13 protein-coding genes and 1 pseudogene are annotated in these 19,413 nt (G+C 53.2%); 7 read left to right on the top strand and 7 right to left on the bottom strand.

Annotated elements, in window-relative coordinates:
• Positions 1 to 9 precede the first annotated feature (9 nt).
• The 3 genes from PSCS_RS08260 (at position 10) to PSCS_RS08250 (ending at position 3,318) form a co-directional block, all read left to right on the top strand.
• Positions 10 to 2,646: an intermembrane phospholipid transport protein YdbH family protein gene (locus tag PSCS_RS08260; RefSeq protein ID WP_157885670.1), complete on the top strand. Its 2,637-nt coding sequence runs from the start codon at positions 10 to 12 to the stop codon at positions 2,644 to 2,646.
• Between the two features lie 76 nt (positions 2,647 to 2,722).
• A complete protein-coding gene (locus PSCS_RS08255; protein ID WP_082866452.1) occupies positions 2,723 to 2,938 on the top strand; it encodes a YnbE family lipoprotein in 216 nt (71 codons plus the stop codon).
• 29 nt (positions 2,939 to 2,967) lie between these two features.
• The gene (locus tag PSCS_RS08250; protein ID WP_068893763.1) at positions 2,968 to 3,318 is read left to right on the top strand and encodes a YdbL family protein; all 351 of its coding nucleotides are present in this window, start codon (positions 2,968 to 2,970) and stop codon (positions 3,316 to 3,318) included.
• Positions 3,319 to 3,367: 49 nt separating this feature from the next.
• Here PSCS_RS08250 and parC read toward each other — a convergent pair whose 3' ends face one another.
• Entirely contained in the window at positions 3,368 to 5,623 is a 2,256-nt protein-coding gene (parC, locus tag PSCS_RS08245) for a DNA topoisomerase IV subunit A (RefSeq protein WP_068811616.1), read from the bottom strand.
• 81 nt (positions 5,624 to 5,704) lie between these two features.
• Between parC and PSCS_RS08240 the strand changes: the two genes are divergently transcribed.
• Positions 5,705 to 6,469 (top strand): exodeoxyribonuclease III, encoded by a 765-nt coding sequence (locus PSCS_RS08240; RefSeq protein WP_068811614.1) that lies wholly within the window; start codon positions 5,705 to 5,707, stop codon positions 6,467 to 6,469.
• Between the two features lie 76 nt (positions 6,470 to 6,545).
• On the opposite strand, the gene PSCS_RS08235 is transcribed toward PSCS_RS08240, so the two are convergent.
• Together PSCS_RS08235 and metE are read right to left on the bottom strand one after the other, a co-directional pair.
• Positions 6,546 to 7,427 (bottom strand): LysR family transcriptional regulator, encoded by an 882-nt coding sequence (locus PSCS_RS08235; RefSeq protein ID WP_068811612.1) that lies wholly within the window; start codon positions 7,425 to 7,427, stop codon positions 6,546 to 6,548.
• Between the two features lie 82 nt (positions 7,428 to 7,509).
• Positions 7,510 to 9,801: a 5-methyltetrahydropteroyltriglutamate--homocysteine S-methyltransferase gene (gene metE, locus PSCS_RS08230; protein ID WP_068811610.1), complete on the bottom strand. Its 2,292-nt coding sequence runs from the start codon at positions 9,799 to 9,801 to the stop codon at positions 7,510 to 7,512.
• 196 nt (positions 9,802 to 9,997) lie between these two features.
• Here metE and PSCS_RS08225 point away from each other — a divergent pair.
• A pseudogene (locus PSCS_RS08225) lies at positions 9,998 to 11,635 on the top strand (carboxylesterase/lipase family protein).
• Positions 11,636 to 11,687: 52 nt separating this feature from the next.
• On the opposite strand, the gene PSCS_RS08220 reads toward PSCS_RS08225, so the two are convergent.
• The 3 genes from PSCS_RS08220 to PSCS_RS08210 all read right to left on the bottom strand — a co-directional run bounded on the left by PSCS_RS08220 (position 11,688) and on the right by PSCS_RS08210 (position 16,638).
• Positions 11,688 to 11,900 carry an RNA-binding S4 domain-containing protein gene (locus tag PSCS_RS08220; protein ID WP_068811608.1) on the bottom strand — a complete coding sequence of 71 codons (213 nt, stop codon included), beginning with the start codon at positions 11,898 to 11,900 and terminating at the stop codon, positions 11,688 to 11,690.
• A 68-nt stretch (positions 11,901 to 11,968) separates the two neighbouring features.
• Complete coding sequence (locus PSCS_RS08215) at positions 11,969 to 13,216, bottom strand: alkaline phosphatase family protein (RefSeq protein WP_082866449.1); 1,248 nt, start codon at positions 13,214 to 13,216, stop codon at positions 11,969 to 11,971.
• 203 nt (positions 13,217 to 13,419) lie between these two features.
• The gene (locus tag PSCS_RS08210) at positions 13,420 to 16,638 is read right to left on the bottom strand and encodes a TonB-dependent receptor (protein WP_068811606.1); all 3,219 of its coding nucleotides are present in this window, start codon (positions 16,636 to 16,638) and stop codon (positions 13,420 to 13,422) included.
• Between the two features lie 224 nt (positions 16,639 to 16,862).
• On the opposite strand from PSCS_RS08210, the gene PSCS_RS08205 reads away from it, so the two are divergent.
• Positions 16,863 to 17,738: a universal stress protein gene (locus tag PSCS_RS08205; protein WP_068811604.1), complete on the top strand. Its 876-nt coding sequence runs from the start codon at positions 16,863 to 16,865 to the stop codon at positions 17,736 to 17,738.
• A 32-nt stretch (positions 17,739 to 17,770) separates the two neighbouring features.
• On the top strand, positions 17,771 to 18,721 hold the full coding sequence (arsS, locus tag PSCS_RS08200; protein WP_068811602.1) for an arsenosugar biosynthesis radical SAM (seleno)protein ArsS: 951 nt from the start codon (positions 17,771 to 17,773) through the stop codon (positions 18,719 to 18,721).
• Here the strand turns inward: arsS and PSCS_RS08195 are convergent, their stop codons facing one another.
• The gene (locus PSCS_RS08195) at positions 18,722 to 19,312 is read right to left on the bottom strand and encodes a DUF2726 domain-containing protein (protein ID WP_068811600.1); all 591 of its coding nucleotides are present in this window, start codon (positions 19,310 to 19,312) and stop codon (positions 18,722 to 18,724) included. It lies immediately after the preceding gene.
• Between the last annotated feature and the right edge of the window lie 101 nt (positions 19,313 to 19,413).

The raw sequence follows: 19,413 nt of genomic DNA, 5'->3' as shown, positions 1-19,413 counted from the left end.
ATGCGCGGAGTGAAACGACTGCTAGCTGCAACTGTTGTACTGACCAGCCTGCTGATGCTGTCAGGTACTGCCGCCTGGTTATGGCGTGACAATATTGCCGGGGCAGTAGCCAATCGTCTGCTGAACGGCACTGGCCTGCGCATTACGGAAATCAACGATGTGCAACCCTCTCTTGCCAGGACCACTGTTGGAGCGTTGGCTGTCGAGGTGACCGGTTCCGGGCGAGTACAACGCTTCCACGACATCGAAATTAGCTACGATGTCAGCGGGTTGCGCAAAGGACAGTTGCAGAGCGTACGTATTAGCAGGGCGGATCTGGATTTGGCTGCCGGCGCAGCAACAGCAGAATCAGTCACGCCAACACCACGCCTGACGGATGTCAGCGAGCTAATTCGACAGGCACCTCTGCAGTCCATCCACATCGATGACCTGAGATTCCAACGCCTGCCTGCCGAACAACAGCGCCGCACAGACAAGTCGATGGCGCTGTTTCTGCACTGGCAGGACAACCAGTTGACGGGGCAACTCGGTGACGGGCAGTCGAATTTGCAACTCGATATGACCTGGCAGGTTAACGAGACGGAGGGGCGCCCGCCATCCACCTCTTCGGCCTGGCCATTCGCGGTTGAGATACGCGCGCAGACAGGGTCATCGCCTGCACTGGCAATGGAACTCGCTGTCATCCCGAGCAACGACACACTCCAGGTCCGGCTCTCCGGACTGTTTGACAATGACACCGTTCAGCCCGCCATCAAGGCCGTGGCGGAGCAGTTATCGTTACCGGCATTGGCAAATCTGCCACTGGTGCTGTCGGCCGACATCGCGCTCCAGGCCATAGTGCCTGATGCGCTGGAGATTCCGCAGACCCTGCAGCTGATCGCCAGCATCGAGGCCGATGGCGAGATAACAGTTCCTGCCTCTCTGTTCACAGATTTTGATGCCGGGGCTGTGGAAGGGCATTGGGACGAACCCATGACGCTGGTTATCGACAAGGGAGGTGCCAGCCAGGAATGGGAGTGGACAATAAATGGCGATCATCTGGCACTGAATATCTCGAACATTGATACGGGTGCGTTCCAGCTGAGCAATACGGCTTTGACGCTGACCGGCTACCGGCTGCAGTGCCTCTCCATGATTCAATGTGAGTTCTCCGCCAGCAGTGCAGTGGAAACGACAAGTGCCACATGGGTACTTTCTGACGCTGCTCCGTCGGAACCGGTGCAGCTAAAGGGGCCTTCATTGACAGTCCCGACAATGCAAGGTTCTCTGGAAGATAACATCCTTTCGTTACAGGTCTCTGCCGGAACACAAGTCTTGCTGCCGGAAGGAGGTTTTACCTCATGGTCAGTACGAGACACGGAATTGACACTTGACGCAGCCGCCAGCTTGACGCTTCCGCTGACCAATATAGAGAACCTGCACCTGCAGACCGGCGAACTGTCTATCAATCTGCCGCTCCTGCGCAATAGTGAACATATGATGGGTTTGCATCTGCATGCACAGCACCTTGACACCCGACCACTCAGCCGATTCATGCTGGATACTGAGTTCCAACTGAGCAACACCTATACCAACCTGACTTCAATAAATCTGTGGGACACGACGCTTAACACGAAAATTGTGGCAGAGAATGACATCTTCGACTTTGATGCATCAGCCACGTCCAATGGTCGCACTGTCGCCTCTATCAATGGTAAACATGATCTGGCGACCTCCACAGGAGAGGGGATACTCAAGGTGTCTAGTATCACTTTCGATGACGCTGACAACAGCCTGAGTGATTTCATCAACCCGCTGCCAGTACCGGTGGATCTGGTCTCCGGTGTATTCGGCGGAGAAGCTGCACTGACGTGGCGATTACCGGAAGAGGAATTCCTGCCGGTGGTAACCGGCAGTGTAGATTTTAAACTGACGGACATCGCCGGCTTCTACGACAACATCGGCTTCCTCAATTTGAATACCAGACTTCACGCCCGGCTTAAGGAAGATCTGCACCTGGAGAGCGTAACGGAAGAGCCATTCCGTATCGGCCGCCTGGATGTCGGTTTTCCCATCGAGGACATCAAGACAACCTACCGCTTCGACAGTGCGAAGCCGGCGATCCAGTTGCGCGATGCGGAGATGACGATGTTTGCTGGCCGAGTTACCGCAGATCAGATGGTGTACGACGCCACGATGCAAACCAACAGCAACACGCTGTTGCTGGAGCGCATCGACATCGAGCAAATTCTGTCGATCAGCGCCTACGAAGGCATCATCGCCACTGGCATCGTCAACGGCGAGATCCCGATGACCATTCGCGGATCACAGTTGACGGTCAGCGACGGTAGCATCGTCGCACTGCCTCCCGGCGGAATTATCAACTATCGGGGTGGCTCGACCGATACCGGGAATAACAACCTGGACCTGGCCTACGGCGCTCTGAGCAACTACCACTACAGCCAGTTGGAGGCAGATGTCGACTACATGGCGGACGGCGAGCTATTGCTGTCGGTGCGCATGGAAGGGCTGGCACCGGCCATCGATAACCAGCGCATCAACCTCAACATCAACATCCAGGACAACATTCCCACTCTGTTGGAGAGCCTTCAGGCCGGCAGGGATATCGCGGAATCAGTGCAGCTGCAACAAAGAGGCGGAGAATAGTCGATCTGTTCATTCACCGTTAATGTGAGTCTGATATACTGACATCAACTGTTCTGAACCCGTCAGGTGGAATCGTATGCAAAGCACAAAGACAGGCATTCTGCACCGGAGGTCTCTGCCAGGGCTGTTGTTCTGTGCGGTTGTAGTTACCGCCTGTACGCCAACGGTACGGATGGCAGCGCCGGAAGAGCCCATCACCATCAACCTGAACGTGCGTATTGAACACGAAGTCCGGGTGCGCGTAGAGCGCGAGCTCGACGATATATTTGCCCAGGACAGTGATCTGTTCTGATAACCCGCTCTACTTAGGAGCTGCCATCTATGAAATATTCCTCCATCCTCGGAAAGTGTACGTTGCTATTGCTCGCGTTATTGCTGTCAGTTGGTATCAGCCATGCACAGGAAATGTCCCTGAACGAGGCCAAGTCGGCCGGCCTTATCGGAGAAGGGCGTGACGGGTACATCGCGCTGGTACAACAGAACGTGCCAGAGCAAGTGCGCGAACTTGTGCAGAGGGTCAATCGCGAGCGCCGCGAGCGGTACCAGGAAATCGCCAATGAGAATGGTGTCGCCTTGCGAGATGTCGCCCGGCTTGCCTATGCGCGGGCAGTGGAGGCGACGCAACCGGGGCATTTTGTGCAGGATGACCAGGGCAACTGGCTGAGGAAGTAATGTGCGTCATGGGAGCCACCCCATGACGCAGTAAACGGGGTAAGTCGGCTCAATCTTCAGTAACCGACACCCGGTCAACATTCTGAAAACCTCGAGGCAGTTTATTGCCTCGCCTGCCCCGCTCACCCTGATAATGTTCCAGATCACTGGCTTTCAATGTCAGGTGGCGCCGTCCGGCGTACACGGTAAGCGATTGGCCGGCAGGAACAACGGCCATGGAGACGACAAACTCCAACCGGTCGGCAACACGCCCGGTCGGGATACCGATAATCTTGTTGCCTTTGCCTTTGGCCAGCACGGGCAGTTCCGCAACGGGGAAGCAAAGCATGCGACCTTCGTTGGTCACTGCCACCAGCAAGTCAGTCTCTTTGTCCTGTATTTCAACCGGTGGCAAAACCCGGGAGCCTTTCGGCAAGGACAAGGCCGCTTTACCAGCCTTGTTTTTACTTTGCAGATTACCCAGTTCAGTGACAAAACCATAACCGGCATCACTGGCCATCAGGATGGCCTGCTTGTCATCGCCTAGCAACACACCTTCGAACGATGCACCGGAAGGCGGTGCCAGACGACCGGTTAATGGCTCACCCTGCCCTCTTGCCGAAGGCAATGTATGCGTCTGTACGCTATAGGACCGACCGGTAGAATCGAGAAAAATCGTGGGCTGGTTACTGCGCCCTTTAGCCGCAAACTTGAAGCCGTCTCCCGATTTATACTGCAGGGATTCAGGGTCCACTTCATGGCCTTTGGCTGAGCGTACCCAGCCATGTTTGGACAATACCACTGTCACCGGCTCGGAAGATATCAATGCAGTTTCACTGAAGGCCTGGGCCTCACTGCGTTCCACCAGCGGCGAACGCCGGTCATCACCAAATTTCTCAGCGTCCTCTGTCAGCTCTTTCTTGATCAGCGTTTTCAGGCGACGATCCGAACCGAGCAGTGCTTCCAGTTTGTCACGCTCTGCCGCCAGCTCGTCCTGCTCACCGCGAATCTTCATTTCTTCGAGCTTGGCCATGTGACGTAATTTCAGTTCCAGAATCGCTTCCGCCTGAATTTCATCCAGCCCGAATCGTGCCATCAGCACCGGCTTGGGTTTGTCTTCGGTACGTATGATATGAATCACTTCATCAATGTTCAGGAAGGCAACCAGCAGGCCTTCAAGGATATGCAAACGATCCAGCACTTTGTTCAGGCGATACTGAAGACGCCGCCGCACCGTTTCTGTCCGGAATGCCAGCCATTCTTTCAGCAGTGACACCAGATCGCGAACACCCGGCTTGCCGTCCGTGCCGATCATGTTGAAGTTGACCCGATAGGTTTTTTCCAGATCGGTCGTGGCAAACAGGTGCATCATTAATTCATCAGTATCGACGCGATTGGATCGCGGCACGATGACAAAGCGCGTGGGATTCTCATGATCCGACTCATCACGCAGGTCTACCACCATGGGCAGTTTTTTCTTCTGCATCTGTGATGCAATCTGCTCCAGCACCTTGGCGCCCGATACCTGGTAGGGCAACGCCGTAATGACGACATCCCCATCTTCAACACGATAGACTGCCCGCGCACGCAACGAGCCACGACCGGTTTCATACAGCGTTCGCAAATCTTTCGCTGGCGTAATCAGTTCAGCGTCTGTCGGAAAGTCCGGCCCTTTGACATGTGTCATCAGGTCAGCAAGATCAGCCTTGGGTGAGTCCAGCAGATGAATACAAGCGCTAACCACTTCACGCAGGTTATGCGGCGGAATATCCGTGGCCATACCGACAGCAATACCGCTACCACCATTAAGCAGCACATTGGGTACACGCGCCGGCAACAGGGCAGGCTCGTCCATGGTGCCATCAAAGTTCGGCTTCCACTCAACCGTGCCCTGCCCCAGCTCAGAGAGCAGCAACTCCGAGTACTTGCGTAAGCGGGATTCGGTATAACGCATGGCCGCAAAGGATTTGGGGTCATCCGGCGAGCCCCAGTTACCCTGGCCATCCACTAATGGATAACGATAACTGAATGGCTGAGCCATCAACACCATGGCCTCGTAGCAGGCTGAGTCGCCATGTGGATGGAACTTGCCGATCACATCACCAATGGTTCTGGCTGATTTCTTGAACTTAGCCGTTGATTTCAGGCCAAGTTCTGACATGGCATACACAATCCGGCGCTGCACGGGCTTGAGCCCGTCTCCCAGATGCGGGAGCGCCCGGTCATTGATGACGTACATGGAATAATTGAGGTATGCCTGCCGCGTATAGCTGCTCAGCGCAATCTGTTCAACGCCGTCAGGGCTGATGGTGATATTAGTTGTCATACTGCCTTTCGTCTGCTTGAATGCGAATCCTTGGATGTCGCTGTTATAGCATATTAGAGGCCTGCTAAACGAGGGGGAAACATGCGCTTGGTATCATGGAACGTAAATGGCGTCCGCGCCGCCGTCAGAAAAGACTTTGTCAGCACCGTGGCCAGCATGCAGCCAGACGTGCTTTGTTTGCAGGAAACCAAAGCCCAGGACGATCAGGTGCTGGAAGCCTTGCAGGAGCTGCAGGGCTACGAGATCCACCCCTATTCCGCCATTCGCAAAGGGTACTCGGGCACCTGTGTCATCAGCCGCAAAGCGCCACTGTCTCTGCGTTATGGCATCGGTCATGAAGAACATGACCAGGAAGGCCGGGTGATCACCGCCGAGTTTACCGACTACTTTCTGGTGACGGTCTATACCCCGAATGCCGGTGCCGGACTTAAGCGCCTGGAATACCGGACCCAGTGGGATATCGACTTCCTTACCCACCTGCGCAAGCTGGAAGAAAGCAAGCCTGTCATCGTCTGTGGCGACCTGAATGTCTGTCACCGCGAAATCGACATCGCCCGCCCCAAGGCCAATTACAACAAAAGCCCGGGCTATACCCAAAAGGAAATTGATGGTCTGGACCGTATCATCGACGCCGGCTTTACCGACACCTTCCGCCACTTCTATCCCGATACCGTCAAATATTCCTGGTGGAGTATGCGTGGCGGTGCCAGAGAGAAGAACGTGGGGTGGCGGCTGGACTATTTTCTGGCTTCATCAGCCTTGCATGACCGCTTATCCGATGCGTCCATTCTGAACCATATTTATGGCTCGGATCACTGCCCGGTGGTGCTTGAACTGAAGAAATAACTGACGAATCCCGTATTCATACGCTGAACGACAAACGCTGGTCACTGGTCACTGGTCACTGGTCACTGGTCACTGGTCACTGGTCCAGCAATTGTGTGACAAAGTGGCAGGCCAGTGCGCCAGCCGGGTCCTGATGGCGGCGCCCCAGGTGAATCTGCTTGCTGACACCCTGTTTACCCAGCCTGACCGGCACCACTGGCATGGCAGGCCGATAGGTTTCCACCAGCCACTTCGGCAGGCTGGCCACACCCCGGCCCGCTGCCACCAGTTGCAGCATCATTTCCGTGGCTTCAATCTGCTTGTGTTTGCCAGGACGACATTCTGCAGGCAATAAAAAGTGAGTAAAGATATCCAGCCGGTCGATATCAACCGGGTAGGTAATCAACGTCTGGGATAACAGATCCTGCGGCTCGACAAAGGGCTTGTCTGCCAACGGGTGGTGGCTGGCAACCACCAGCACCTGTTCGTAGTCAAACACCGGCACGAAATCCACCCCTTTATGCTGCATCGGGTCAGGTGTAACCAGAAGGTCAATTTCGTAATTGAACAGCGCCGCCATGCCGCCAAACTGAAATTTCTGGATAACGTCTATATCGACGCCCTGATTCCGGTGCAAAAAGCCGGGGACAACCTGCATCAACCACTGATAGCAGGGGTGGCACTCCATGCCAATACGCAGCGTCCCCCGCTCTCCCTGACTGATCTGACGGATATTGGCTTCTACCTGTTCAAACTGAGGCAGGATACGATCCGCCAGGCTCAACAGTGCTTCACCTTCCGGGGTCAACCTGACCTTACGCCCATCACGAAGCCAGAGCTGCACATCCAGTTGCTGCTCCAGCTTCTTGATGCTGTGGCTGACCGCAGACTGTGTCAGGTGTAACTGCTCAGCCGCTGCGGTCAGCGACCCCAGTTCATTAACCCAGTAAATAATCTGCAGGTGATGTCTGTCCAGCATAAGGCCCCGTTCAACCCTTCATCATAATGACCGCCAATATAGCGCAATGTGGATTGAACGGGAACGCCAGAGTCGCTCAAAGCTAACTGGCCTGCGCACGCAAGACGCCTGCCGCTGCAATCATGTTTTTAAGCGCGGGCAGCACTTCTTCCCAGCGACGCGTCTTCAGTCCGCAGTCAGGGTTCACCCATAACCGCTGCGCGGGCACCCGTTGCGCAGCCAGCTGCATCAGTTTGACGACATGTTCCTGGGTTGGCGTATTCGGTGAATGAATATCGTAGACACCCGGCCCGATTTCATTCGGGTAATTGAACCGGTCAAAGGCGTCCAGCAGCTCCATGTCCGAACGTGACGTTTCAATCGTGATTACATCGGCATCCATTTCAGCAATCGCTTCGATAATATCGTTGAATTCGGAATAGCACATGTGTGTGTGGATCTGCGTATCGTCTTTTACCCCATTAGCGGTGATGCGGAAGGCTTCCACGGCCCAGCTCAGATAGGCGTGCCATTGTGACTGGCGCAGTGGCAATCCTTCACGCAGGGCTGCCTCATCAATCTGGATAACGGACACACCTGCCTGCTCCAGGTCCAGAACTTCATCACGGATGGCCAGTGCCAGTTGGAAGCAGGTTGCTGATCTGGGCTGATCGTCCCGAACGAAAGACCAGTTCAGGATCGTCACCGGACCCGTCAGCATGCCCTTCATCGGCTTGTCTGTCAGTGACTGGGCATACTTTGTCCACTCAACGGTCATTGCCTGCGGGCGGCTGATATCACCAAACAGAATCGGTGGTTTCACACAACGCGAGCCATAGGACTGCACCCAGCCGAACTGACTGAATACATAGCCTTCCAGCTGTTCACCGAAATACTCGACCATGTCATTACGCTCAGCCTCACCATGCACCAGCACATCAAGGCCCAGGGTTTCCTGTTCCCGTACGCAGTGTTCGATTTCTGCTCTCATGAGTGACTGGTAGTCTTCCGTTGAGATTTCACCGCGCTTGAATTTCAGACGTGTGGCACGAATATCCTGTGTTTGTGGAAAAGAGCCAATCGTGGTGGTCGGGTAGTCAGGCAGTTTCAGTTTCTCGCGCTGTAACTGCGCACGCTCAGCATAAGGTTTGTTGCGTTGGCCATACTGTGTTGTGATTTTGCTGACCTTCTCCCTGACTTCCGGGTGGCTCACTCGGGACGACTGGCGGCGGCTGATCAGGGCTTGCTGGTTCTCCTCCAGTTCATGATAGACAGCTGCCCGCCCTTTATTGAGCGCTGTTTTCAGCACATACAGTTCATCCAGCTTCTGCACCGCAAACGCCAGCCAGTTGCGAACCTCCTTATCCAGTCGCTCTTCCTGCTCAAGGTCCACCGGCACATGCAACAGGGAACAGGAAGGAGCCAGCCATAACCGGTCGCCCAACTGTCCGGCAACCGGCTCCAGCCATTGCAGCGCTTCAACCAGGTTGGTTTTCCAGATATTGCGACCGTTGACCACACCCAGTGACAGCACTTTATCACTGCCCAGTGCTGCCAGCACTTTGCTGACTTCATGCTGGGCATTGATCGCATCCAGGTGCAAACCCTGCACATTCAGTTGCGAAAAGGTGTCCAGGTTATCCTGCAGGCAGCCGAAGTAAGTGGCGAGCAACAATTTCGCCTTGCCCTCACCCAGCACGGCATAGCTCTTTTCAAGCGCTGCAAGCCATTCCTCACTCAGATCAGTGACCAGTACCGGCTCATCAATCTGCACCCACTCTGCGCCCTGGTCTGCCAGCTTTTCCAGCAACTGCTGATAAAGCGGCAGTAATTGATCCAGCAAGTCCAGTTTGTTGCTGTCATCTTTCGCCTTGCCCAGCCATAAATAAGTGACCGGGCCGATCAGGACCGGTTTGGCATTCACGCCCTGGGCCTGCGCTTCAGCAAGCTGGGCCAGCAGACGAGAGGCATCCAGTTCAAATTGAGACTGGGCGCTGAATTCGGGGACAATATAGTGATAGTTGGTGTCAAACCACTTGGTCATCTCACCCGCCGCCACACCAGCGCAACAGGCCTGCTCTTCAGCTTGCTCGGCAGATCGACCACGAGCCACGCGGAAGTAGTTATCCAGATCGCTGCCGTCAAAACCCTGAAAACGCTCAGGCAGATTGCCCAGGGTGAAGCTCATGTCCAGCACCTGGTCATAGAAAGAGAACTCACCGACCGGAGACCAGTCCAGTTTTTTTTGCAGTTGCCAATGTTTGCTGCGCAGGGTCTCGCCGACTGCAATCAGGTCATCTGCCGAGGTTCTACCCTGCCAGAAGGATTCCAGGGCAAACTTCAGTTCGCGTTTGGCGCCGATGCGCGGAAAGCCGAGATTGTGTAGTAATGCCATTTCTGTTCCTTAGCGTTGAGCCACAAGACGTCGTATTGAGATTGGCGTGAAGCTTACTCGGCTCTTTAAATGAACAAAAATGGTATATTTTCAATTATCAATTAGTATTATTCATATATTGACTTCATGCACTCATCGCAGCTTTCTGTGATCGCGTCCCGTTCAAATTGACCTGTCTGTGGTGGCCGGGCTAGAAATGGCATCAACGCCTCAGCCATTCAATCAGCCAACAAGTCACTGGAGAACAGCCATGAAGCCCCCTGCCATGGATCGCCGCCATTTCCTCAAGCTCGCATCGGCTTCCGGCCTGCTGTTGCCCAGCACCTTCAGCCTGGCACAGGAGGCAACAGTGGATGCTGAAACCCGCTTTGGCCGGGTTCGAGGCAAACGCATCAATGGCGTCAATGTCTTCAAAGGCATTCCCTATGGTGCCGACACCAGCGGCAGTAACCGGTTTATGCCACCGCAGGACCCTGCCCCCTGGTCAGGCTATCGGGAGACGTTTGATTACGGCCCGGCGGCGCCGCAAAGCGACCCGGCCTCCGGGCGTCAGCAGGACGGCAATGAAAGCGAAAATTGTCTGGTGCTGAATGTCTGGACTCGCGGTATTAATGATGGCGGTAAACGCCCGGTGATGTTCTGACTACATGGCGGCGGTTTCCGTTCTCTGTCCGGCTCTTCTTCGCTGTATGACGGTACGAATCTGGCGTTGCGTGGTGATGTGGTTACCGTGACGATCAACCACCGACTGAACATGCTGGGCTTTACAGAGTTTGGTGAGCTGGACAGTGACTTTGCCTCATCCGGCACGGTGGGCATGCAGGATATTGTCCATGCACTGAAGTGGGTAAGGGATAATATTGAGAGCTTTGGCGGCGACCCGGATAGGGTAATGATCTTCGGTGAATCCGGAGGCGGCCGAAAAGTGGCCACCATGCTCGGTATTCCGGCAGCCAAAGGACTGTTCCATGCTGCGGTTATTCAAAGTGGTGCGACGTTGAGATTGCCGGAAAAAGCGCAAGCGACCCGGCTCGCTGAGATGGTATTGGATAACCTGGGCATTGCTCACAATAACGTCAGGGCAATCCAGCAGGTGCCACTGGAGCGGCTGATGACGGCTTACCACGCGGTGGGAGCCGGGGCAGCGGAAGTGGGCGGTGGTGCCTTTGCGCCAACCATGGAGGGTAATGTGATTCCACATCATCCATTCTGGCCGGAGGCTTCACCCGTTAACCCGGATGTTCCCGTCATCGTCGGTGCCAACCGCACAGAGTTGACATATTTCTCACCACCTGGCGCCTTTAACATGGACAGCAGCCAGCTACGCAGGCAGGTTGCCAACATCGCAGGCGAGGACAACGCCGACGCCGTCATTGATGTCTACCAACAGGCAAATCCCAATGCATCAGCATCGGAAATTTATTTCCTAATTGCCAGTGATCGAAGTTATGTCATGCCATCCATCACCATTGCCGAGCGACGTGCGGCACTGGGTGGAGCACCTTGCTATTTGTATTATCTGTGCTGGGAATCGCCCGCCGATAATGGCCGCTTCATGAGCCCGCACACGCTGGATATCCCGCTCGTCTTTGACAACGTCAACGCGTCACGCCTGACGGCCAACAGCAGCGAAGCAGCGGCATTGGCCAGCAAGGTAAGTGACAGTATTATCCATTTTGCTCGCACCGGGAATCCGAATGCGGGGGCTTTACCTGAATGGACACCGTACGAAAGTGCAAATCGAGCCACGATGGTGCTTAATAACACAAGTCAGGTGGTAGGTGACCCAATTGCTCGACGGCGAGAGGTGATGCAGCCCATTTTGCAGCTATGACCGGCTCTGAGGCTGCAGACAATACAGCTACAATAACTGATTCAGAGTGATTTCATGGAAGCACGATACGCAATTTTTCCGCACCAAATTCTACAATATCGTTCGGGATAATTTTTTTGCGTTTCTGGATCTCCACCTCGCCGTTGACCTTTACCTGGCCTTCGGCGATCACGGCTTTGGCCTCTGCACCGCTGCTCACCAAACCTTCAAATTTCAGAATTTTGTAGAGTTCTACCGGTACTTTTACAACTTCAACATCACGCATAATCAATTAACTCGTCATTTCAGATGCCTGAAGGGTACCGCAATAAACTCTGCACCACCATGCCCGTATCACTGACGTAACAAAGCCTGGACACGTGATGCGTTCCCATCATTGTTTGCAGGTGAAAGCTGCATCAACCGAACTAACAGACTGTAGATATCAACCACATGCAGCATGGGCACGTCCTTTCCCTCAGCAAAAGCGGGACCGTAACCCAGCAAGGTCGCTTGCATATCCGTTTCCAGTGGCGAAAAGCCATGCGTCGCCCGGGGGCCATAGTATGGCACTCCCCGTTTTGAAACCAGCCAGCCATTGTCCGGCATGATGACCAGGCCCGGCTCACGAACTGGGTGTGACAGATGGAACCAATCTGGGTATTCGCCTTTCCTGAACACGGACAGATGCTCATGCCTGTCTTTAATTGACTCATAAAATGAATCAAGGTTGTCCGGCTCTCCATAAAGAGCCGCATACACAGCATTGCCCTGACGATCACCACTGAGTTGCGGGCTGTACAACTGAGAGAACTCAGCTCTCAGGTCTACATAGTCATCCAGATATATGATCTTCTCAGCAGACAGGTTAGTCATGCCGTGATCACCAACGACAACAATATGACTTTGCGACAGCAACCCTCTTTGCTGCAACCCTTGCCAAAGACTGCCGACCAGATCATCAATCTCACTGGCTGCAGCCGCCTCCTCATCACTGCCAACACCAAAACCGTGACTGGCACTATCCAGTGCTTCAAAATAAACGCTGATAAAATCAGGCCTGTCAGCAACCGGAAGGTCGACCCATGTCATGACCTGGGCGACACGTTCGTCGTTTTCCACACTGCCATCGAAAGGCCGCCAATAGCTAGGCCGAACACCTTCATACGCAGCGGCAGTGCCAACCCAGAACATGGTGGCGGCTATCTTGTTCTGTTTTTCGACAGTGATCCAGACAGGTTCACCTTCGAACCAGCGACTATCATCCTGGTCGCTCATACGAAACGTTTTTTCCAGTACCGGATCAAATCCCGCGTTACCCAGTACACCATTGTTTTCCGGGTACAGTCCGGTAGCAATGGCATAGAAATTAGGAAATGTTTTTGACGGCATGACCGGTTGCAGGTGTTTCACCCGAACTCCCTCTCTTGCCAGACGTTCCAGATTGGGAAGCTCATAGCGATCAAGAATATCCCAGCGAAATCCGTCCACACCAACCAGTAATGTCAGAGGCTTCTCCGCATAAACAGCGAAAGGCGTAGTCAGCAGCATCAAAGCCAGTAAAGTCGCTAATGGTCTACGGAAACTGTGTCTGTGTATCATTTAGATCATCCTTCAGAGACAGAAAAGCGCTGCAGAGGTATCACAACTGCAGCGCTACAAAATGAGGGAGTCATCCCTGATTGGCCAGTCCCTGGCCTTATTGCATTCCCTGTCGTCCGACAATCCCTGCCAGACGGTAAGTCTTGATCCGCTTTTTCTCCCGCAAGGGCTGGGAGAGAATCAAAACTCAAGTCGATCTGGCACTAGAACTCCAGTTGCACACCAAAGCGCACTTGCCACAGTGACTGCGCTTCCTGCAGATCACTGACACTACGCTCGTTGAACCGCTCAAAAACATACTGTCCTTGCGCATTGACGGATGAAGTCACAACGTCAGGAGAGAAGAACTGCGCGTCATACTGGTGACCCCACTCATCATCAAGCAGATTCATCAGGTTATAGACCTTCATGTACAGCCGCGCTTTACTGCCACCAAAGAACGTTGGCAGCTCTTGGTCCAGCCTCAGATCCAGACGAGAAGACCATTCAGTATAACGGTCATTCCGGGTCACAAATCCCTGGCCCAGACCATTGGCATCAATAAAGGCTGAGAACGCAGCAATATCAAAGTCAGGACCAGCGATAACATTAGGATCGTTAGCGCCAGGAACATATAGCAGGTGACGGCGGTTATTAGAGTTGTCACCCTCCAGACCGCGGCTACTCATTGTGTAACTGATCGGCTGCCCCTTGGCACGGAACCACTGTGCCGTGACACGCGTTTCATAACCGGCCATAAACTCTTTACCGTAACTCAAACGAGCCGTAAATCGATGTGGTGACTCGTAGTTTGAGGTGCCAGCCGTTGGGTTATTCAGATCGTAAAGCGCCAGGTTGCTGAAATTTGAAGATGCAACTGCTGATGTCATCGGACTCACATCTTCTGCCTGCGTATAAGCATAACCCAGCGTCCAGTCCAGTCCCCAGTCATAACGGTTGTTAACCATTAGCGAGAAGGCGTGGCTGGCAGGACTTTCACTTGAGTTGGTTAACATCAGGTTGCTTTGACCGCGCACATCGCTGTAGATCGGCTGGCCAGCAGCGGTGGTACCGGTCACGCTCTGCGACACATCCACATAATAAGCTGGATCGTTCTGTACGGAGTACAGGTAATCGCCCTCTACCGTGGTCCCATCGGCCAGGTTCCAGGTGGCACCCAGTGAGAACTTCCATTCGGATGCCTGCTCATAGTCCGGATCAATCAATACCAGGAAGCTGTCAGAAGCATTTGCATCAGTGGTTGCTGCCACCTGATCTTTCAATGACTGCGGAACATCATAGCCAGGGCGACCCTGACCGCTTAACTGATAGTCCGTCAATACAGACATGTCAGCATCATTACGGTCTCTGACCTGCACATTAGACAAACCGTCATTACTCCAGGCATTTGAGATCCACACATTCGGGTTACCACCTGAATAAAGACCAACGCCACCGCGCAAGGTCAGCGCATCGGTTGCCTGCCAGGTCAGACCAAAGCGAGGCATCAGCAGGTCGACCCCATCGATATTGGCATCATTACGCAAGCCATTGTTCAGCGCGGTGAAAGCCGGGTTATAAACTGGGCTGTCATCGCTGGTGAACCAGTCATAACGCAAACCGGCAACCACCGTCAGGTCGCCATCAGCCATCAGGAATTCATCCTGAATATAAATAGTGTTCAGAATGTTACTGAAACTGGCTGCAGCATCAGCAGCGTTATTGGTACCACCACCGCTACCGTAGTAAATATCATCAGGAATACCCAGTTCATAACGATCCAGGCCTGACATGCCGCAATCCGGGTCAGCCTGTCTGCCTGCCGGTGTCAGGCTGTCACAGCGCGCCGGGTTGCCGACAGAGTTATCGTAAAAGCGATACTCACCGCCACGGGCGTGCTGTACAAACTGGTTAAAGATGCTGAGTTCTTCACGCTCGAAACCGGCCGTGATGACATTGTCACCTAACAGGTATTCCAGGTTGAACTTCATATAATCTGATTCCGTATTCAAGGCATTGGCCTGACGCGAATCATCGGCACCCAGATAAACTGTGTTGCCATCCATTTCAATCTGGAATTCTGCAAAGTCTTTTGGTCCTACCGTGATCTGGGAGTCGTCCATGGTATTGCGGCTGACAAAGAAGTCAGTCGACAATGCACTGCTCCATTGTGAAGACAGTTGCAATGTCATAGTTTCTGACTCGGCACCTTTACGATAGAAATGATTGGCAAACTCGAACTCATTGCTGTCTGAGTCAGAAGTGCGATCTTCAATGCCTTCATAAAAATTATAGATCAGTGCCGCATCGTGCATATCACTGATATTCCAGTCCATGCGCAGCATGTATTTCTCTTCGGTCTGAGCACCATCGCTGGCCTGGCCACCGGCATCGTAGCCGTAAACGTCACTGGCAATCTGACTGATACGGTTATAGTCCGACTGGCTCAACCAGGGACGCTCAACGCCATTCCCGGATCCTGCAAAACCCTGGGCAATAAACTCTGGCTCTTCTCGCTCTTCATAAGCGCCATAAACGAATAGCCGGTCAGCCATGATGGGGCCACCCACACTGAAGCCGCGGGTTTCTTCTTTGTAATCAAGCGACTTATAGTCTGCCTGTGTGCCATCAACAGTCAGAGAGTCGCCACGAAAGTCCTGATTGTTATATTCATAGAAGGCAGTACCAGTCCACTGATTGCTACCGGACTTAGTCACAGCATTGATGTTACAGGCCGTAAAACCGCCGTAAGTCACATCAAAAGGCGCCAGCTCAACAGCGACCTGGGAAATGCCTTCGAAAGGAAACGGCATACCTGTTGCTGTAGAGTAACCGTTATCATTCAAGCCAAACCGGTCATTCTGACTGACACCGTCCAGGCTAATGCTGTTAAAGCGCGGGTGCTTACCCACACAGTTGATGGCAGAGTTGGTATCCAGGTTCATACGCGGGTCATACATGAAAACATCTTTGATATCGCGATCGAACGCGACAGCCGTGTTCATGTCGAACGTAGAGAATGTAGCAGCAGGGCCTGATGCAACATCTACGAAAGCACCGGATTGCCCCAGTACGAGCACTTCTTCGACGGCCTGCTGATCACCAAGCTGCAAATCCAGGTTATAGATATCACCCAAAGCGATCGAGTCAACAATCACTGACTGCTCACCACCAACCGTTACACGGTAAGGTCCGCCGACGGGCAGGTTGGTTGCATAAAAAGCACCACTCGAATTTGACTCCAGGACGCGCCGGGCGCCTGTGCGTATATCTTCAATAACAATCGTGGTATCGGCCTGTGGGTTGCCGTCTACACCAATCACACTGCCACGGATGGCAGAAGTTGTACTCTGTGCCCAGGCTGATGCCGATGCAATGCCCAGGCCCAGCACAATCGAGCTAACCAGCAAGCGCTGGGTAAAGCTGCGTTTTCGTTGTGACATGTTCTTGTTCCCCTGATAATTTTATAGTGTCAACCGGCTGGTACGATAAGCCGGTTGTTTGACATATCAGTGAAGCAAAGATGGCAGTTTCGTGAATTTTATGTGGCATGAGAACGAGGTAACACAATCCTCTGCCAGCAAATTCAGTGAGTTTGACAATGCTGATGAAGGTGACAAGATAGGAGTCCACTAAATCAGACAAGTCATGGAGTGAGGGGCGCATTATGTCTGAATCATCGACCGCATCAGCCATCACAGCCTGCATTGATGGCTCAGGTATGACCGGAGCTATCTGTGATGCCGCAGGCTGGTTAAGTCAGAGGCTCAGCACACCAGTCAGGCTGTTACACGTCATTGAGAAATCTCAATCACCTGTACTTGAAGATCTGTCAGGGACTATCGGTCTGGGCAGTCGCGAGCAACTCCTGGAGGAACTGACGTCACTGGATGAGCAGCGCGGCCGCCTGGCAATGGAGCATGGCCGGCACCTGCTGGCTGATGCTGAGGCTCATATCCGTGAAATGGGGAACATTGAGGTCAGCAGCGCACAGCGGCATGGCAGCATCAGCGAAGCCTTGCAGAATTACGAGAATGAAACCCGGGCCTTTGTCATCGGGCGCCGCGGCGAGGATCATCAGACAGAGCCTCACCGAATTGGCTCCAAGGTTGAAACGGCAGTTCGCGCCATTCACAAACCGGTACTTGTCGCCCCCAGCGACTTCAAAGCCCCAGAGCGCTACATGATTGCCTTTGATGGCTCCCCGGAAAGCGATCGCGCGCTGGATGAGCTGGCCCACAGTCGTTTATTGTCCGGACTGCAAGGCCACCTTATTATGGTTGGCGGCAAAGAGTGCCGCCAACAACTCAGTGAGACCTGCAACCGGCTGATAAATCAAGGGATGCAGGTCATGGCCCACCTTCTCCAGGGTGAGTTGCTGCCTACCCTGGCCCAGTTTCAGGAAGAGCATAATATTGATCTGCGGGTTATGGGCGCTTATAGCCACTCTCGTTTCAGGGAGTTTTTCGTGGGCAGTAATACGTCCCGAATGATCAGTGAAAGCAAAATTCCACTTCTGCTATTACGTCGCACTGAAGACTGACCCGGAAGACTACAATAGGAGCCACCCTGATTATGCATGCCACCTTGCCGCTATTGGAAGTAACAGATTTTCCTGACATTTACCGTGATGCAGCGAACACACTGCAGGTAAATCTGGGGTACCGCTGCAATCAGCGATGCCTGCACTGCCATGTCAATGCCAGCCCTGATCGTACCGAGATGATGGGGGAAGAAAATCTGCGGCTGATCATCCCCGTCATGAAAGCCAGAGGTATGACAACGCTGGACCTCACCGGCGGTGCACCAGAGATGCACGACCATTTCAGAAAGCTGGTCAGCGATGCGTATCAAGCTGGCATTCATGTCATTGATCGCTGCAATCTCACCATTTTGTCGGAGCCTGGCCAAGAAAGCCTGGCTGAGTTCCTGGCAGAACATCGTGTAGAAATCGTAGCGTCTCTGCCATGCTATTCCGTAGCCAATGTTGACCAGCAAAGAGGCAAAGGTGTATTCGACCGAAGTATTAGTGGCTTGCAGCGCCTGAATGAACTTGGTTATGGCCGCAATGATTCCGGACTCACCCTGAATCTGGTCTATAACCCGCAAGGGCCATCATTACCACCTGACCAGCTAGCACTGGAAAATGATTATAAGCGCGAACTGAAAGAACACTTTGATATTGATTTCAACCATTTATTTGCGCTGGCAAACATGCCAATCAAACGCTTTGGCTCCACTCTGATTTCGAAAGGCCAGTTTCAGCCCTACATGGAACTGCTGAAAAAAAACCACCTGGACGCAAACCTTCCTGGCGTGATGTGCCGGCACCTGGTAAGCGTGGATTGGCAGGGTAATTTGTACGACTGTGATTTCAACCAGCAACTCAGCATCACCATGCCAGGACAAGCCAGACATTTAATGGATTTACTGAACACTCATATTGATGGCCAGGCCATCGCTGTCGCCGAGCACTGCTATGCTTGCACAGCGGGGCAAGGCAGTAGCTGCGGAGGCGCTTTATAGTTAAGCGCCAAGGGCTCCCTGATCTGCTGGTTTCTGCTGGAATGATGAGCTTTTCTCATCTATACCAGCATCAATAGCGTTAGGCACCTTCAACAGCTTGGCATTGATGGTTAACCAAAGCGCTTCCAGATCGTAGCCCTGCTGCGCGGGAATTCGTAACAGTGGCACTGATGCCGATGCACAAATCTGATCCAGAAAGTGATCACGACGCAATTTCTTAACAGAGCGCTGATTGCCATCATCCAACTCAATTATCAAACGAATCTGGCTGTCTTCAGCAGTACAAACCACATAATCAAAATGCTTGCTGCTGATGCGCCCGTATGCATCCTGCCAGTCATTACCTACCAGGGCTTTACCCGGGTTGATAACATCAGCAATGCGTACTTTGGCAAAAACCATCAAATCATCAAGATTTCGGTGTGAATTCAGTGTCTGCACAATTGATTGGTAGAGCTCTGTTTCAGTTTTCGTCAGGAGTCGGCTTTGAGGCTGATAAGGAAAATCAGAAGTCGATTGCCGTGTACGAAACCATGCCAAAATGGTGCCCAGCAGAAGCGCTAAGATAACGATATATAAGACGTTTTCCATGTGTCACTCGTTACATCCGTTAATCATTCAAATGAGTAAGTACAACAAGAAGCTCGTCTTGACAATCCATTATCGTGGACAAGCTTCTATTTTCTCGGTGT

It is taken from the genome of Pseudohongiella nitratireducens (genome assembly GCF_001642735.1).
GTDB classification, from domain to species: domain Bacteria; phylum Pseudomonadota; class Gammaproteobacteria; order Pseudomonadales; family Pseudohongiellaceae; genus Pseudohongiella; species Pseudohongiella nitratireducens.
Note: the sequence above shows the minus strand (reverse complement) of the source record. Positions and strands in the feature narration are given on the sequence as shown.

Excerpts from the sequence above, each read along its gene's own strand:
- PSCS_RS08255 (WP_082866452.1), top strand. The coding sequence starts at position 2,723 with ATGCAAAGCACAAAGACAGGCATTCTGCACCGGAGGTCTCTGCCAGGG.
- PSCS_RS08250 (WP_068893763.1), top strand. The coding sequence starts at position 2,968 with ATGAAATATTCCTCCATCCTCGGAAAGTGTACGTTGCTATTGCTCGCG.
- parC (WP_068811616.1), bottom strand. The coding sequence starts at position 5,623 with ATGACAACTAATATCACCATCAGCCCTGACGGCGTTGAACAGATTGCG.
- PSCS_RS08240 (WP_068811614.1), top strand. The coding sequence starts at position 5,705 with ATGCGCTTGGTATCATGGAACGTAAATGGCGTCCGCGCCGCCGTCAGA.
- PSCS_RS08235 (WP_068811612.1), bottom strand. The coding sequence starts at position 7,427 with ATGCTGGACAGACATCACCTGCAGATTATTTACTGGGTTAATGAACTG.
- metE (WP_068811610.1), bottom strand. The coding sequence starts at position 9,801 with ATGGCATTACTACACAATCTCGGCTTTCCGCGCATCGGCGCCAAACGC.
- PSCS_RS08220 (WP_068811608.1), bottom strand. The coding sequence starts at position 11,900 with ATGCGTGATGTTGAAGTTGTAAAAGTACCGGTAGAACTCTACAAAATT.
- PSCS_RS08215 (WP_082866449.1), bottom strand. The coding sequence starts at position 13,216 with ATGATACACAGACACAGTTTCCGTAGACCATTAGCGACTTTACTGGCT.
- PSCS_RS08210 (WP_068811606.1), bottom strand. The coding sequence starts at position 16,638 with ATGTCACAACGAAAACGCAGCTTTACCCAGCGCTTGCTGGTTAGCTCG.
- PSCS_RS08205 (WP_068811604.1), top strand. The coding sequence starts at position 16,863 with ATGTCTGAATCATCGACCGCATCAGCCATCACAGCCTGCATTGATGGC.
- arsS (WP_068811602.1), top strand. The coding sequence starts at position 17,771 with ATGCATGCCACCTTGCCGCTATTGGAAGTAACAGATTTTCCTGACATT.
- PSCS_RS08195 (WP_068811600.1), bottom strand. The coding sequence starts at position 19,312 with ATGGAAAACGTCTTATATATCGTTATCTTAGCGCTTCTGCTGGGCACC.